This is a genomic window from Rhodohalobacter sp. SW132 (genome assembly GCF_003390325.1).
In the GTDB taxonomy this organism is placed as follows: domain Bacteria; phylum Bacteroidota; class Rhodothermia; order Balneolales; family Balneolaceae; genus SW132.
In genome coordinates this window covers 76,233-92,396 of sequence record NZ_QUOK01000003.1, presented here as the reverse complement: position 1 = coordinate 92,396, position 16,164 = coordinate 76,233, and the positions used below count along the sequence as shown (strand labels likewise).

Genomic DNA, 16,164 nt, shown 5'->3' with positions numbered 1-16,164 from the left:
TATAAACCCAAAAAACCTGACAGGTTTTAACCAACATTATCGATCACACGGCACTAATTCAAAAAAGGAAATCTACTTCAGCTCCACAAGCGTGCATCCCGGTCCACCTTGTTCCCATGGGGCGAGGTTGTACTTTTTGATCTCTTTTCTCTTTTCGAGGTGTTCATGCACGAGTTTTTTCAGGATACCGTCACCTTTTCCATGGACGATTTCCACCTGCTGCATTCCGCGGGCAACGGCGTTATCGATATAGTGCATAAGTTCTTTAACGGCTGCATCTCCGCGATAGCCGCGTATATCGAGGCGGGGTTTTACATTCAGGTCAATTTTATCAGATCCGCCATAACTTCGGGTACTCTGCTTTTTCTTCTTTTTGGGTGGAGATGCAGGTGTGATTTTGTTTAGTTTTGATTTAATCTTCATCCCGTTCACAAGAATAGTGACTTGTTTGCCGGATATCTCCACAACTTCGCCGGATGTTCCGCCTTCTCCAACAGTTACATAATCGCCCACTTCCGGAATTTTTGACGATTTACTGCTTTCCATGGAAATTTCAAGATCCGCTTTACCGCGCCGAACAGCTTTTTTTGTATCCTGGATCTCCCGCCTCGCCTCACGGATCGTCTCACGATCCTCATTCCCGGCTGCAATAATTTTTTCAACCGCTGCCTCAATTCGTTGATTGGCAGTCTGCATGATTCTGTCCGCCTCTTTGTAGGCATCATTCAGAATCTTTTTCTTTTCCCGGTCGAACTCCTGTTGTTTTTTGCTGAGTTTTTCATCCCGTATTTCCGCCTCAATTTTTAAATTACGGAGTTCATCATGCTCGGATTGATTTTCCTGGATCTGTTTTTCGAGTGAAAGAAGCATTTCACCCATTCGGTTTTTTTGATCTCCAAGCAGTTCACGTGCCCGCTTCATCACATTTTTGTGAAGGTTCATCCGGTCGGCAATCTCAAATGCATAACTGCTGCCGGGAACACCTTTGCGAAAGCGATAGGTTGGGGAAAGGGTACTCTGGTCAAATTCCATAGCACCATTAATTAGATTGGGGTGTTCATGGGCAAACACTTTCAGAGAACCGTGATGAGTGGTGCCGATGACCCGCGCTCCATTTTCAATCATCCGCTCAATAAAAGCCTGGAAAAGAGCGCCCCCTTCATCGGGATCGGTTCCGGTACCGGCTTCATCAATCAGTATCAATGCTCCTTCTTTGGCGTGATCCAGCGTATGACGCATCCACTGCAACCTTGAAGAGAACGTACTCAGGTCATTTTCAATAGACTGATCATCGCCCACATCAACAAACAAGCCGGAACAGACCGGCAGTGTGGAGTCGGGCTGAACGGGAATTGGATATCCCATCTGATGCATGCATGTGAGGAGTCCGGCCGTTTTCATTGCAACTGATTTACCCCCGGCGTTGGGTCCGGTTATGATCAACCCGAGTTCGTTTGACTCCAGCGATAAATTGAGCGGTACGATCGGCTCCGACTCTTCCGTCAGGCTGTTCTTCAACACAAGATTTGGGTTTCTTGCGCTGATCAGGTTCAGTTCCCCGTCATCAGAAAGCTGCGGGATCGCCCCGTCTAATTTCAGGCCGAGCTCCACTTTGCTGTGAAGTGCATCAAGCTGACCGATATAACGGATGTTGGCCCGAAGCGCATCGGAACTCTGGCGTACCGATGTGGTGAGGTCACGAATGATCCGCTCTATTTCGCGTTTCTCTTCCGATTCAAATTCCCTGATATCGTTGTTGATCTGCAGCGCTTCAACCGGTTCAACATATACGGTCTGTCCGGAGGAGGAGAGATCGTGAACAAAACCGTCTACTTTTCGTTTGTACTCCGCCTGTATCGGAATAACCATCCGTCCGTTTCGAATGGTTGGCCCTTCATCGGAACTCATTCCTTTTTCGCGGGCAATTTTCATCACGCGGTTGATGGTTTTCCTGAGCTGGCTTTTTCTTCGGTTAATCTTCGTGCGAATGGACCGAAGTTTCGGGCTGGCATCATCTCTCATCACACCATTTTCACTAATCACCCGGCGAATTTCATCTTCCAAAGACTTGAGCGTCAATAGCTGTTTTACGTATTTATCAACAGCCGGGGCCTGGATTTCATCATTTTTAAAAAACTGTTTGATGATTCGCGCAAGACGTGCATTATCATACACAATGTCGAATGCATCAAGCGGCAACATGGAGCCATCAGCATAGCTATCGTCAAGAATGGGGCGTACATCTTTGACCCGAAAGAGCGGCTGATTTCCCTCACGCTGAAGAATTTCCATCCAGTTGGATGCAAGTTCGTTCAGATGTTTAATCTCGCCGGTATCACCGGAGGGTTTCTGCTTATCAAGACGTTCACGTCCATACGGGGTGTATGAACGTGATTTTGCCTGTTCGAGAATCAGGTCGAGCCCGATTTTTTTAGAAATTGTGGATGGGTGCAGCTGCATTATATGACTCATTCCCCTAAGTTCGGGATCTTTTGATATAATGTGAAATGTGTTCACCTGAATTTATGGATTCATCTGCAATTGCAATGAAGCAGGCAAAAGTATGATTCGGAAGGTTCAGGTTTTGTATCTTCTGCGAGTGTGAATGGAAACCAAATACCGGGATATTCTATTCCGAAACGGATCATTTTCATTTATAAATAACCGATAGTAATCACATAATTTCAAAGACATCTATGGACATTTACCAGGTTGATGCATTTACAGAGACGCTTTTCAAAGGTAATCCGGCTGCAATTATTCCGCTAAAAAAGTGGATGAATAGCGAGGATATGCAACATATTGCGGCTGAAAATAACCTGTCTGAAACAGCCTTTTTGGTAAAAAAAAGTGAAGATCGGTACGGAATTCGATGGTTTACACCGGAAACGGAGGTTGATTTGTGCGGGCACGCAACACTGGCTTCGGCACATGTTCTGTTTGAACATCTTGGGTTTTCCGGCGAAAAGATCCGTTTTGATTCTCACAGCGGTGAGTTAAATGTTCAAAAGAAGGATAACCTCTACTGGCTCGATTTTCCCTCGCAGCCGCCCAGCCCGGTATCTGTTCCAAAACTTCTGCCTGAAGCGATCGGCTGCATTCCCATCTACACCGGAACGAACGTAGACCTTTTGATTCTTGTGGATAGTGAGAAGACGGTTCAAAAAATGAAGCCCGACCTTGAAATTTTAAAACGGATGGACGTCCGTGGGGTGATTGTTACTGCTGAGGCCGAAGAGAGCGGCATCGATTTCGTTTCCCGTTTTTTTGCTCCGGCTGTTGGAGTTCCGGAAGATCCGGTAACAGGTTCTGCCCACACGGTTTTAACGCCGTTTTGGAGTAAAAAACTTGGAAAAACGGAATTCAAAGCGAAACAACTATCGAAACGCGGAGGTACACTCGATACGATTTTGAAGGATGACAGAGTCTGGATTGGCGGACCGGCGGTAACATATATGACCGGGAAAATCGAAATTTCCGAATGATCCTTCTTCTTATCGTTATTGGAATTTTTACCGGAATACTCGCCGGTGTATTTGGCATTGGGGGCGGAACACTTTTTACTCCCGTGCTCTTTATTTTGTTTACTTCGCTTGGGGTAGAGCAGCCCGTAGCGTGGACAATTGGCACCTCGCTTTTCTGTACATTTACGGCAGCATCCAGCAGTTCCATTCAGCAGCTTAAGCAGAAAAATATGTTCGGCAGAGAGGGAATAAAAGTGGGACTTTTTGGGGCAGCAGGAGTCTTTATTGGTAAACAGATTTCCACCTCAGCGATCTATACAGAACAGATATTCGTCACCTTTTTTGCATGTCTTTTGATTCTTGTGGCCTGGATGTTTTACAGGAGGGGTAAGTCGGAAAAAATTGTAACCGAACGAACATCAGCGATTGGGACTAAGAAAACGGCAGTAACTGGTTTAGGAGGCGGTTTTGTGGCGGCACTGGCCGGAGTAGGAGGCGGGGTTGTGGTCGTTCCGGTTTTGAATCTGATTTATAAAATAAATATTTCAAAAGCGGTCAGTGTTTCATCACTTGCGGTTCTCGTGATTTCACTCTCCGGCTGGCTTCAATTTGCACTTCTTTCCGGGCAGGTAGCCGGGGCAACCGGTTTTACTCTTGGGTTCGTTGATTTTGGTACGGGGTTCCCTTTGATTATCGGGGCATTCATCGGCGGGTTTTTCGGAGTAAAATTAGGAGAGAAAATGACCCAGGATCGCAGGCAGGTGGCTTTCTCTGTCCTGGCCATTATTATTGCCCTGATCATGATCTATACCATTTTATAGCCTTGTGTAAATGAACTACCTCGGGCAGAGCCCGCGAGGTATCAACTAAGAACCCTTAACTTTTTGGTCAATACAAAGCTTACTTTTGGAGTGTCCCCCTTCGAAGGGGGCAATGGGGGATGACTTGTAGAGTTTTGAGCCCATAAAAATTGTTAATTTGCTTGGATCAACGCCTACTGGATCATCCCCCAGCTCACTCCGTTCGCTTCCCCCTTCAAAGGGGGACTTTTATCTTTTCCGACCCAGAAGAGGGTCGGGGAATTAAACCACTTATGATTAAAAGCCAGATCAGAGTACGACAGTAAAAAAGAAATTGTGGTAATCGATTCCGGGATTAACTCCTGCTGAGTTTGCGTTGGATAGATGTTGTAGACTGTACCCGATTTGAACGTCGAGCCGCTCTGTCAGTGTAATTTCCAAACCGGTACCCAGATTGAGGAGATAGTTTAATGATGCACCGTCGGCAGCGGGAAGTTTTTCATTAAGAAACAGCAAACCGGCAGAAAAGAATGTAATTGGCCGAACGGTGGAGGTACCCATTGGTATCATAAATTTGACTGGTATCAAACCAAAACCGAGCCGCTGATCCCGCGGACCGTCAATCCCGTTCAGCGGATATTCCAGGTGCTGGGTAATAATGATTTCACTGCCAAACCTTGTTCTGAAGTTTCGAAATTCATACTCGGTAAACCAAACTTGTCCCTTAATAGAATATGACTGGCTATTTTTGATTTTCCCCCATGCCGCAAAACTGTTAGGTGAATAAACAGCCGATACACCAATTTTTGAAGAATTGTGATCTGCAGTGTCAGAGATCGTTTCAGATTGGGCATAGAGGAGTGAAGAGCCGCATCCCAACAGGAGAAAAACTAAGATAAGAGCGTTCGAAATATGGCGATATGTTGATCTTTCGAAGCTTTTCAAAATGACCGTTTGTCTACAATAGCAGCGGCAGCCCAGATAAAAATCCAGCCACCTGCAGTGACATACCAGCCGCCAATCCCCAATATCAGAACATTGATACAGTAGATTATGTGATAGACAATCCGGGGGGCTTCTGAAACTTTCTTTTTGGTGATTGCACTGAAATTCTCGCTTACCAGGGATAAAAATCTGGCAATGACCATCAGGACTGTATACGTATATACAACGTAGGCGAGATAATTAGACTCGTAAAATACTGCTAATGCAATGACTATAATTGCAAACAGATCAATAACAATTTGTTTTAGCCACTGCATAAACTTCATTATAGGGAACACCTAAAAGGTGTTCCCTTTTATAGGTGAGAATTACTGCAGTTCAATGACTTCTCTGGCCTGTAGGCCTTTATCACCCTCTGCAATTGTGAACTCAACTTTTTGACCTTCTGCCAGTTTTCTAAAACCGTCGGATTGAATTTCTGAATAGTGTACAAATACATCTTCACCATCTTCCCGAGTGATAAAGCCGTATCCTTTCCCATTATGAAACCATTTGACTGTTCCTATTTCTCTAACTTCTTCCATTTTATTCCCATCTTAGTTCCCAGTGATAGTTTACAACAGCTTGATTATAATAAATTATATCAAAACCATCGCGCCTAAAATAGTTTGTAAAAAACTTTTTAGCAATAAACAATGCAAAAATTGATAAGACTTATTGCGTAGGTGTTTTTATCAGGGTTATTATTTGCGAGTAAAACAGGAATTTTTAGCAAAGAGAACGCAGGGATCATTTTACAGGATCTTCAATAATTTCAAGATCTTCAAACCATACCCATTGAGATGAACGCTGCTGTGGCCAGTGATCACGCACAGGAGAAATCCACTCATTTCCAATTCGGTTTTCTATATCAACAATATATCCGGTGAAGTGAATCAACTGTCCGCGCCGGATCGATTTCAGTTTGTCCTGGATTCGTTCGGTTGCAGGTATGGTGTGCGCCATTATCAGGTTATCATGGATATTGCCGCGCTGAAACGGAGGTTTGGTCATCTGAACGTGATAGGAGCGGTCATCAATTTTTACAAGCATTCGCCTGAGAAGATCTTCATCAGACATGCGGTCCCAGGCAAGTAGAAGATCTACGGAAGATACATGGCGCATATCGTCAAACCAGTAACGTTTGTTTGCAATAACCCGAACTTTACCTTCTATCTGGTAACGAGGTGTAATGATGTAATTATCAGTCTCGATGGAATTTGGAAATGCAATGTGGGTCACCATCGGCTTCGATTCCACAATTATGCCACCCCCGTAACGAACAGGCCGCTGCTCCCAGAGAAAGTAACAGCAAATCAATACAATAATTAAGAAGATATGCTTCAACATGTGTGATTGTGTCTGATAGGCAGACCTTTTACCGGTTCAAAGTTCAGGTTTTAACTGGAATCTGCTGAATTTAAAAACGTTTGAGCAACACCCAGATCCCCTTGTATACAAGAGTATTCCGGCACCCTTTTGTTACAAATATTTTCAAGTAAAAGGCACAATCTGATGTCTTAAACTCAATTTTACCTATCAGCGATCAATGTATTATCGGTAGGGAGATAGGATTCATTAAACGGCATGTTAATCCACATATATCAAAACAGAACCGGAATTTGTTATGATTTGATTTACATAAAGTTGATCTGAATTCCGGCATTAAAAGAGCGTGCAATGCCCGGTTCGAAAAAGAAGCCGCCGAATGCATCAATGTTCACGGAAGAAGCATACCGTGAGTTGGTGATATTCATCACATTCAGAAATGGTTTGACAGATGCATTTGATCCGAGCGATATCGGAGTTATAGTCCATCTAAGATCCGTGACCAGGTAGCTGTCGGTCAGGCTGCTGTTCACGCTGTTAGCCGCATAGCGGTCGGTATAGCGCGAATCGATAGTGAAAATTTGCGATCCGGGTCGAAGGGTAAGAATTGCACCGCTTCGGAATGTGGGAACACCGGGAAGATCATTGCCGTCGTACTCTCCGCCATTAAAAACGGCACGAAGAACATTCGCCATCAATTCCAGAGAATAGATCGGATGTGTTGAAAAACGGATAGATGTTTCAATGCCGTAGTGATCGGTTTTACCTTCATTTCTGAAAAATACGGGACCATCCGTTTCTGTCTGAAATCCAAGCAGCAGATCTCTGACCTGCATGCGGTAAGCCGTTACATCATAATCGGCGTTGATTGCCGGAATGGAGCCTCTAAACCCGGTTTCGAGGCTGATTGCGCGTTCGGGATCGACGTTTTGATTAAATCCGTTGCCGCCTTCGGGTCGGTTGACCAGTTCAGTTGTGGTAGGGGACTCAAATGAGGTGCTGAAATTTGCAAAAAGCTGGGAATTTCCAAAACGGTAGATCAGCCCGGCGCTGGGATTCAGCGCAAAGAAATCCCGTTCGCCTTCAAGATCATCGCCAAGACCGTCTTCCCCTTCAAACCGGATCCAGTCTGCACGAATTCCAGCACTGAATGTTAATGATGAAGTAAGGGGCACAGAGGAACGAAGAAACAGCGCCTGGTTTGATACAGTTTCAGTCTGTTCAACGCTGATTTCATCACCGCGTTCTCCATTGATGTTATCTGTTTCGAACCTGTCATCTTGCTGTATCTTCCATTCAAAACCACTGTCGAGTTCAAAGGGAAGATTATTGAACGAATAGGTTCCCCTTGCACCACCAGCGTAGCGTTCAAGGCCGATATATCCAAAGGGGAGCGGATTTTGCAGATCTCTGTAGGTGCCATGAACCGATAATTCCATCACGCCCGTATTGAAATCATGCAGATAAGATGTTCCGGCCATGGCTTGGTCAAATTGCTTACCCGCACTGCTGTTTACAAAATTTTCGCGCGCTGCCTGCGGACTCTCTTCAAGCATTTCATCCGTTAGTGCCCCGGGATGCTGCGCTTTCGGCATGGAGGTGTAATTGGCGCTAAATGATAATCGCCCGCTGTTGCTGATTTGATGTTGAGCTCCAATACTTCCCCGGAATAAGCGGGCTGCACTGTGATCCCGGTATCCATCTGTGTCGAAGTAAGTTGCATATCCGTACAGCTGCGTGCCGTTCTCACTGTAATTGAATCTTAACTCCTGCTTCACTGTTTCGTGGCTGCCTGCATATCCCCGGTACTGAAGCATGGGGGCATCTGTTGGCGGAACTGTAGAAAGGTAGAGCACTCCGCCGCTTGAATTTCCCCAGAATGTAGCTGATGGGCCGCGCAGAAGTTCAACCCGCTGCACCATGGCCGGGTCGATCATGTTCATAATGGTTTGCCCGTCAGCGACCGTAAGCGGAAGATCATCCATCAAAACCTGCACTCCACGCACACCGAAGGGCGATCGCCAACCGAGTCCGCGTATTGTCATCCGTTCACCCAGAGCGTAATTTTCGCGATTCTGGATCACGATCCCGGGCATACTGAACGTAAGCTCGTCCATAGTGGCACCGGGCCTGGCTGTGATATCATCAAGGTTACGCAGCCGGTAGCTCAATGCCATTGGCGCACTGCCGATAGAAATAGGGGAGTACGTTGCTTCAATTTTGATTTCTTCCAGGTCAGCCCGGAGTGTATCAGAAACGACTTGTGTGAAAGCTTCTCCTGCGCTTATGAATAGAAAAAGAGGTAGGAGTAGAAATAGAACTTTTATCTTCTGCATGCGTAAATTATGTATCCGATTCACCGTGATTTGGAATTTTCTTATTACAAAATGTAACATTCTGTACATCCTTCGTAACGTTTGATAGTGTACATTAATAATTGTGTGATCTTGATATCATCTATACTATGAGTTTCACCATATCATTCCAACGAATCTTTTTTTTACATTTTGAATGGGTTGCACTGCTGACCGGCTTGATACTAATGGCGGCTATCAATCCTGCAGCAGACGGCACGTCTCTATGTGTATACAATTACCTGGGAATTTCGTTCTGTCCCGGGGAAGGATTTGGCCGGTCCGTTTCACTGTTCTTTCGGGGTGAAATCATATCATCATTCAAAATGCACCCGGCCGGAATTCCCGCAGTGGCGATTATACTATATCGAATCATATCAATCCATAACAGAAACCGCACTTTATTTAACTGCTGATGAAAAACGCATTGAAACACTTTCCCGAACTGGAAGGAGAAGAATTACAGTATGTGTATAACTCTGTTAAAGATTTAGACGAAGAGCAGTTTGAGGTGTTTAAGGCGAGTTATCGTGCCAGGAGAAAAGACCCGCTGTTGTTTTTGATCCTTGCTATGCTAGGGTTTTTCGGTATTGCCGGCATACACAGGTTTTTTGTTGGTCATATCGGTATTGGACTGCTTTATATAGTTACAATTGGCTTTTGCGGGGTTGGAACAATCGTGGACATGATCAATTATAAAACGTTTAGTTTTGAATACAATCGAAAACAGGCATTGCAAATTTTGCAGGATATAGAATAGATGGTGAACACGAGGCAAAAATCCGAGAATCTGTTGAATCAATGGGTAGTATCCGATAGCCTTCGATTGCACTGCCACATGGTTGCTGATGCCATGGAGGGGTATGCTCAAAAACTTGAAAAGCCAGCTAATGTTAGAGACATCTGGTGGACGGCAGGGCTTTTGCATGATCTTGACTGGGAAAAATTTCCAAATGAGCACCCGAAGAAAGCCACTGAAAATATCCTTCCAGAAAATGGATATTCCACCGAAATTATTGAAGCTATTGAATCACATGCGCCGGAACGAACAGGCCGGGAACCAGAAACAGAAATGGAACGGTATCTGTTTGCTTGTGATGAACTCAGTGGCTTTATGCATGCCGTTTCCCTGATGCGGCCCAATAAATTTTCGGATATGAAAGTTCGTTCTGTAACTAAAAAACTTAAAGACAGGCGGTTTGCCGAGAATGTTCCAAGAAAGGACATTGAAAAAGGCGCGAATCTGATTGGAGTATCGTTACATGATCACATCCAAAATTTGATCGAAATTTTTAAGACAAAATACTGATGAGATACAATTACAACAGTTTCTGGATATTCCTTTTACTGTTCATCCTCTTTGTACCGATCACGCAAAACGTATATGCACAGCAAACCGGGGAAGAAACAGGAGAAGAAGAGGCCGAGGAACCATTTCGCCGTTCCGTAATATTTGGCCCGTCAATCGAAGAACTGCTGGAAGACCCGGCATTTGAATTTGATGAAACAGAGATTGAACGAAATGCAAGGTACCTGGCATCGACCGGTCTTGATCTTGGAGGCGGATTTGAAGCGGGTCCATACTACAGTAATTCGCTTTACAGCCAGTATCCCAATCTGCCGGCGGTTCATTTTAACCGGGTGAACGGGCTTTTTATTTCAATCAAAAAAGAACGGATGCAGTGGTATCGGCGCAGTTCATTTTTGACCATCCCTGAAATTCAGCCGCATGGATTTCTTGGAATAGGAACCGCATCAGGTAATGTAGAATACGCTTTTGGCCTTGAACGGCTGTTCGGTGAGAGCGAACGGTTTATGCTTGGAGCTGAATTTCACCGGGCAACCGGAACTGAGGATTACTGGCGTACAGGTTTGATTGAAAATACAATAACTTCTCTTTTTGCCTCCTACGATTATCTGGATTATTACCGGTCCGACGGATTTGGAATCTACGCGGTTTACAGGACAAACAGACTCCTTGAAGCGGCATTTTCCTATAATGCAGATAGTTTTTCGTCCCTTGAGCAGGAGACAAGCTTTTCTCTTTTCGGGTATTCCAGTACATACCGGCCAAACCCGCCTATAGATGCCAATGCGGATGAAATTGATATCGACAGCTACAGCTTCAGCCTTTCGATTAATCCGAGAAATGTTCTGCTGACTGAAGAGTTTACCATTTCTGGATTTGTGGGTGTTGAACTGGCCGATAACGGGCGAACTGACTCAGATTACAGGTATTCAAAATACTGGGCCGGCACTGAACTCTATTTTAATATAGATGAAGGGTCGGTTTTGAACTGGAGATTGCGGGCGGAATCGATTACGGGAACGGCTCCGGATTTTAAAGCGGCTTACCTGGGCGGAATCGGAAGTTTGCGTGGTACACCGTATAAATTTTATAAAGGAAATCAATCTATTCTGAGCAACATGGAGCTGAAAATTGGTACGCCTGGACTTACAACAGGTCGCTGGCTGAGAACTTATAACATGCACTTTCTCGCGTTTTTAGATTCCGGTTGGGTACAGCAGAATGAAAACCTTGAAAACAACGGGGGGCTTTTCAACGGCTTTGGCGAAGCGACCCTGAATCGTTTTCAGCACGATGCAGGTGTGGGAATCGGGAACGGAGTGCTTCGCCTGGAGGTGGCGTGGCCGCTGAATAACTTTGAATCCGAACCCTACTTTTGGATCCGGTTTAACCCTACCTTTTAAGTGGATGCTAAAGAAGAAACTATTATGCGGTTTAAATCAGCAAGGTCTTGTTGTTTCAACAAAAGAATATGCCGTATCTTAAGGATCTATTTTTAAGCTGAAATTTGATTTATGAGTTATCCATCACTGCGCGAATTTTTGTTCGCGCTGTTGCTTTTTATTACCGTTCTTGCACTTGTTTTCGCATCCCGCTACAACCGGCTCTACTCACCTCAAACACTTGATACCGAGCAATCCGTTGTGCTGCATATCCACGAACGAATTGGCCTTGATCAACTCCACGCGAAATTTGATTCCCTCGGTGTTGAAATCGATCGTGAAGAGCTTCTTTGGGCGGGATCAATTCTTGGATGGAGAAATTTCAGGCCGGGGCGATACGAAATTGGCTATGAACTTTCATATGACACATTTTTGTCCAATCTCGCAAGAGGAATTCAGGATCCGGGCAATGTAATTGTGCACAGCGGGATCGATATCCCCATCTTTTCACAGAGATTATCACGACAGCTGTTTGCAGATTCTGCTTCCATTGCAGCTCAGTTTGCTGATACCTCCGATATTGCCCTTGAACTGGGCCTTACCGGGGAAGAACTTTTCGCAAGGATGCTGCCAAATACGTATCAAATGTACTGGACCAGTAACCCCGAGAATGTAGTCAGGAGAATATACAGGGAGTTCAGTCAGCGAATTGAAAACCAGCTGGATCAACAGATTGCCGAGAGTGATTTTGATCTGAATGAAATCGTGATTATGGCTTCAATTGTGGAGTGGGAAGCGAGACACAGCGATGAAAAACCAAAAATCAGCGGGTTATATATAAATCGACTGAACCGGAATATGCTGCTTCAGGCAGATCCAACTGTATTGTATGCGTTGGGTGAGAGAAGACGAATCTTGTTTGAAGATTACCGTTTTGATCACCCCTACAACACCTACATTCACGCGGGACTGCCGCCGGGACCAATTACCAACCCGGATGAAGCTTCTATCCGCGCAGTGCTCAACCCTGAAGAGCATGATTACCTGTTTATGGTGGCGACGCCGGAGGGAACACACGAGTTTAACCGAACTTTTGAAGAGCACCGAACCTCAAGTGAGCGGTGGAGGCGATGGATACGCGAACAGTACCGGATAGCAAGGGAACGGGAAGAAGCGGAAAACGCCGGTCAATAAAACCGGGTTTTATGATGGATAAGATCATTATACGAAGTCTATGCATTACCGCCAGTCTTTGCGGGCTAACGATTATGGACACCCATCACTGCAGATGTGTATTTCAAGCCTTCAAATCGAACCCGGGCTTTCAACCATAGGTTGATTGAAAAATCTCAGGTTACTGCGAATAGCTTTGCACATGCAATTGAAATTGGCAGCAGCAACAGAATCCCCAATCCAAACCATATACCTGAAAATCCCGCTGCAAGGGCACTGTTTAAAATGATCAGCGATAAAACACCCCGTTTAACCGCTTTTTTGATGGTTCCGGGCTTCGGATTCTTTGCCGCCAGAAAGAATGGCGGAATCACCACACCGGCAAAAAGAACTGCAAAGGGGAGGGCGGTAAGCCAGTTATATGGAAAATAGATTGCGAGCAGAAGCAGAGTGCTAAAAATAAGCGTCACCACTATTGCAGCAAGATATCCTGCAGTTTTACTGCCACCCTTCACTTCGCCCTGACTAATCAGAGTGATCGCTCCAATGTATGCAACAGGAATGAATATAAGCGGCCACAAAATCGTGAGTGTACCCGGTAAAATGGCGGCTCCAAGCATCAAATTTCCTCCCCGGCACAGTCCCATGTAAAGAGGGCCGAAAAGTACAGAATGTTTTGCCCGGGCATCGTAATAGAGTGCGCAGGCGGCGATCAGAAGTGCAAGCATTCCGGCCGGTTGGTTGACCATAAATGCGGAAAGAATTCCAAGTATAATTAGTGATGCGCCAAGTATGGAAGCAATTGATTTGGATACTCTTCCACTTGGGATGGGCCGCTCGGGTCGTTCATCTGCATCCAGGCGGGCATCAAAAACATCATTAAATACAACCCCGCCACCATAAAGACCAAATGTTGAAAGCAGCAGCCAGAGCAGTTCACTCTGCTGAAATAGTTCTCCTCCGGTGAAAACCATCGAAACACCCGCCGCCGCCGCTGCCCCGGCGAGGATATCCGCAAAAGCTGTGACGATGTTGGGCGGACGCATCAGCTCAAGCGATGCACGTAGTTTAACTGAAAATGGGCTCTGAGCCGTTTTATTTGATCGGTTCAATGAGAAGTATTATTCGTTAAAATGCGGTTTATTCAATGATAATATCATTTTTAGCGTCATCTTCATCTTCAATATATGGCTTATAACCGCCGCGAAGAACCGTATTGCCGCTAAACGTTTTCCGCTGATCAATTTTTGAACGGTTCAGCCAGTCGTTCTCATTCATTTGTCCGCTCTGGCTATAGGCATCAAGTGCATTTTGATAGCATACTTTTTTCACGTCATCCTCTGAAATTCCTCGCTGCAGCATTAATTTTGCAGTTTTAGGAACTCCAAGCGGATCGCTGTGGCCCCAGTCCGCCGCACTATCGATAAAAATACGCTCTGTGCCGTACTCCTTCACAATTTCCACCATACGTTCGTTACCCATTTTTGTGCCGGGATAAATGGTGAATGCCGTCCAGTATCCGCGTTCCAGCACATCTTTTATGGTCTCCTCGTTATTGTGATCAATAATCACTTTTGAGGGATCCAGTCCGTGCTCTTCACAAACATCCATGCTTTTAAGTGTCCCTTGTTTCTTATTTCGATGGGGAGTATGTATCAAAACCAGCATATCCATCTTTTTGGCGAGTTCTACCTGTTTTCGGAAATATCGATCTTCCAGGTCGGTCATGTCATCATACCCGATTTCTCCAATCGCCACCACGCCTTCCTTACTCGCATACCGGGGGAGCAGCTCCATGGTCTCTTCGGCAAGTTTTTCGTTGTTGGCCTCTTTAGAGTTTAACCCAATTGTGCAGTAATGCTGAATGCCAAACTGACTGGCCCTGAAACGCTCCCAGCCAACGATCATACTAAAATAATCAAGCATGGAACCGGGATTTGTTCTGGGCTGGCCAAGCCAGAAAGCGGGTTCAATGACGGCCACAACACCCGCTTCATACATCGCTTTGTAATCGTCGGTTGTTCTGGAGATCATGTGAATGTGGGGGTCGATAAACATCATATTGTCGATACTCATAATGAAAAAGGTTTGGCTGAAATATTCAGTTCGAAAAAAATGGCATCAAAAAAAAGTTTTACCTGGCTGCATCGTATTGTTCACCGATTCGATGCCAGTTAATTTCCTGCTTATGCACGTTATGCAGTACATCCTGGTACTTTTTGATGAGATTGCTGGCTGCTTTGGATTCTGATGCGCTGAGTGCCAGAATTGCTGCCTGACGGTGAAGTGTATCCTCGTGGTTCAATACTTTTTCAATCTCTTCCAGGTTGGCTTCATCGATAAACGGGCCTACGGGACGCCAAAGTTCGGGGGAGACTTCCCGGCCGGCTGACCATCGTTCATGTGCGTATTCTACGAGGATGTCTGCCAGTTTATCGTTGGCCCTGCGATCGATTCCGACGATGAGATAGAGCGGCGTTTGTACGAACAGGGATTTCAGAACCACCTGGTTCCAGGCATCTTCATCAAGAAAATCGGCAGGGTAGGGATTTCGTTGCGCTACAGCTGTGAAAACTGAGGTGATGTTGCTTCGGATTCCCTCAGCGGCACGATCTTTCAACTCATCCGGATATGGAAGAACCGGTAAGCTTTGATAAAGCGCTTCCGCTTCACCCATATCACTGGAAATGAAAAGTTTTTCAAGTTTATCAAAAAATTCATCTTTATCCCGTTCGGCAATCGAAAGCAGGAGCAGGGTTCTGGCCAGCTGGTCAACGCTCCACTGAGATGGATCCCACCCGGTCCGGATATTGCGGGCTTCTTTCAGTTCATCATCCGTTAACTCAAGAGGGCTTTTACCGGTATACCGGGGTACGGCACTAAGGGATGAATACACTTCCCAGTCTTCGGCGTCTCCTGCAAGTGCTTCGGACATAGTTGAAATTTTATCATAAGATTCATCACTCAAACGTTCCTTAAGCCATTGTAGGATACTGTTCCGAAGCTTTTTTAAATCGAGATTCTGATGATCAGTGCTCATTTCGTGTAATTGATTTAATATTATACCCGGAGAGAATATAAGGGGCAAATATGCATTTAATATAAAGAACAAACAACCGCACCCGGCGATCAGATTGTTAAAAAGAATAACCGATTAGCGGTTACTGAAGTCAAACATTTGCGAAACCAGGATTCTAAGAAAACAGGCTGTTTAAAGTATGTAATGGCTATTGAAACCGCTTGCATATATTCACCGAAATAGGTATTTACTTGAAGTGTTAATGTAACACTTTAATCGAGATCAATAAACCGTTTCGAATCACGACAAAGCAGTTTTTGGATTGGTAACTTCGCCTTATAGTCAGGAAT

General features: G+C 45.2%; 16 protein-coding genes. 7 read left to right on the top strand and 9 right to left on the bottom strand.

The features are described from left to right. Positions 1–72: 72 nt before the first annotated feature. On the bottom strand, positions 73–2,472 hold the full coding sequence (locus tag DYD21_RS07415; RefSeq protein WP_116034777.1) for an endonuclease MutS2: 2,400 nt from the start codon (positions 2,470–2,472) through the stop codon (positions 73–75). 224 nt (positions 2,473–2,696) lie between these two features. Here DYD21_RS07415 and DYD21_RS07410 point away from each other — a divergent pair, with 224 nt between their 5' ends. Together DYD21_RS07410 and DYD21_RS07405 are read left to right on the top strand one after the other, a co-directional pair. Continuing rightward, positions 2,697–3,485, top strand: coding sequence for a PhzF family phenazine biosynthesis protein (locus DYD21_RS07410; RefSeq protein ID WP_116034775.1), 789 nt, complete (start codon positions 2,697–2,699; stop codon positions 3,483–3,485). After that, positions 3,482–4,285 (top strand): sulfite exporter TauE/SafE family protein, encoded by an 804-nt coding sequence (locus tag DYD21_RS07405; protein WP_116034773.1) that lies wholly within the window; start codon positions 3,482–3,484, stop codon positions 4,283–4,285. Before DYD21_RS07410 ends, DYD21_RS07405 begins: the two co-directional genes overlap by 4 nt. A gap of 288 nt (positions 4,286–4,573) precedes the next feature. Here the strand turns inward: DYD21_RS07405 and DYD21_RS07400 are convergent, their stop codons facing one another. The 5 genes from DYD21_RS07400 to DYD21_RS07380 all read right to left on the bottom strand — a co-directional run bounded on the left by DYD21_RS07400 (position 4,574) and on the right by DYD21_RS07380 (position 8,913). Beyond that, complete coding sequence (locus DYD21_RS07400) at positions 4,574–5,209, bottom strand: acyloxyacyl hydrolase (protein WP_116034771.1); 636 nt, start codon at positions 5,207–5,209, stop codon at positions 4,574–4,576. Next, positions 5,206–5,526 (bottom strand): hypothetical protein, encoded by a 321-nt coding sequence (locus DYD21_RS07395; protein WP_147303518.1) that lies wholly within the window; start codon positions 5,524–5,526, stop codon positions 5,206–5,208. Before DYD21_RS07395 ends, DYD21_RS07400 begins: the two co-directional genes overlap by 4 nt. A gap of 51 nt (positions 5,527–5,577) precedes the next feature. Continuing rightward, on the bottom strand, positions 5,578–5,793 hold the full coding sequence (locus tag DYD21_RS07390) for a cold-shock protein (protein ID WP_116034766.1): 216 nt from the start codon (positions 5,791–5,793) through the stop codon (positions 5,578–5,580). A gap of 205 nt (positions 5,794–5,998) precedes the next feature. Further along, positions 5,999–6,595, bottom strand: coding sequence for a hypothetical protein (locus DYD21_RS07385; protein WP_158551447.1), 597 nt, complete (start codon positions 6,593–6,595; stop codon positions 5,999–6,001). Between the two features lie 290 nt (positions 6,596–6,885). Next, complete coding sequence (locus DYD21_RS07380) at positions 6,886–8,913, bottom strand: TonB-dependent receptor domain-containing protein (RefSeq protein WP_158551446.1); 2,028 nt, start codon at positions 8,911–8,913, stop codon at positions 6,886–6,888. A gap of 128 nt (positions 8,914–9,041) precedes the next feature. Between DYD21_RS07380 and DYD21_RS07375 the strand changes: the two genes are divergently transcribed. From DYD21_RS07375 to mltG, 5 genes are all read left to right on the top strand, one after another. Then, complete coding sequence (locus DYD21_RS07375) at positions 9,042–9,347, top strand: DUF2752 domain-containing protein (protein ID WP_116034760.1); 306 nt, start codon at positions 9,042–9,044, stop codon at positions 9,345–9,347. After that, entirely contained in the window at positions 9,347–9,691 is a 345-nt protein-coding gene (locus DYD21_RS07370; RefSeq protein ID WP_116034758.1) for a TM2 domain-containing protein, read from the top strand. Before DYD21_RS07375 ends, DYD21_RS07370 begins: the two co-directional genes overlap by 1 nt. 78 nt (positions 9,692–9,769) lie before the next feature. Next, entirely contained in the window at positions 9,770–10,240 is a 471-nt protein-coding gene (locus DYD21_RS07365; RefSeq protein ID WP_233505491.1) for an HD domain-containing protein, read from the top strand. Continuing rightward, the gene (locus DYD21_RS07360) at positions 10,240–11,643 is read left to right on the top strand and encodes a hypothetical protein (protein WP_116034756.1); all 1,404 of its coding nucleotides are present in this window, start codon (positions 10,240–10,242) and stop codon (positions 11,641–11,643) included. Before DYD21_RS07365 ends, DYD21_RS07360 begins: the two co-directional genes overlap by 1 nt. Positions 11,644–11,754: 111 nt before the next feature. Next, positions 11,755–12,816: an endolytic transglycosylase MltG gene (mltG, locus tag DYD21_RS07355; protein ID WP_116034754.1), complete on the top strand. Its 1,062-nt coding sequence runs from the start codon at positions 11,755–11,757 to the stop codon at positions 12,814–12,816. A gap of 155 nt (positions 12,817–12,971) precedes the next feature. Here mltG and eboC read toward each other — a convergent pair whose 3' ends face one another. The 3 genes from eboC to DYD21_RS07340 all read right to left on the bottom strand — a co-directional run bounded on the left by eboC (position 12,972) and on the right by DYD21_RS07340 (position 15,835). Next, on the bottom strand, positions 12,972–13,907 hold the full coding sequence (gene eboC, locus DYD21_RS07350; RefSeq protein ID WP_199535485.1) for a UbiA-like protein EboC: 936 nt from the start codon (positions 13,905–13,907) through the stop codon (positions 12,972–12,974). A gap of 28 nt (positions 13,908–13,935) precedes the next feature. Then, positions 13,936–14,856 (bottom strand): TatD family hydrolase, encoded by a 921-nt coding sequence (locus DYD21_RS07345; RefSeq protein WP_348636180.1) that lies wholly within the window; start codon positions 14,854–14,856, stop codon positions 13,936–13,938. A gap of 73 nt (positions 14,857–14,929) precedes the next feature. Further along, a complete protein-coding gene (locus DYD21_RS07340) occupies positions 14,930–15,835 on the bottom strand; it encodes an EboA domain-containing protein (protein ID WP_116034752.1) in 906 nt (301 codons plus the stop codon). Positions 15,836–16,164 lie beyond the last annotated feature (329 nt).